This is a genomic window from Clostridium sp. AF19-22AC (assembly GCF_003479085.1).
Lineage (GTDB): Bacteria > Bacillota > Clostridia > Lachnospirales > Lachnospiraceae > Faecalicatena_A > Faecalicatena_A orotica.
The window spans coordinates 1-300 of sequence record NZ_QUGN01000046.1 but is presented as its reverse complement, the minus strand read 5'-3'; positions in this window follow the sequence as shown (position 1 = coordinate 300).

Sequence of the window (300 nt, the reverse complement as noted above, 5' to 3'; positions counted from 1 at the left end):
TGCCCCTCATTCTTTGCTCTTCTTTCAGAGCACATTGATCTGGATGAATTTATTCCCCCTGAATTCAATTCGGCTTTTTATTGCTCACTTAGCCGGACTCGTGTGTATCCACTGCACGGATTTCTTACTGCCTTTATCCTGCAGAAAATCTTTTCTATTCTACTGATTCCCTGCTTCTGCTGTTTTTACATTTATGCAGGGAACTGAGGGATTTCTGTGGCTTCACAAAAGTTCCTGATTCTTCCCTCATGTCAAGCTTTAAACATGATTTCGAATATTACATTGAACTCATGTTTCAAA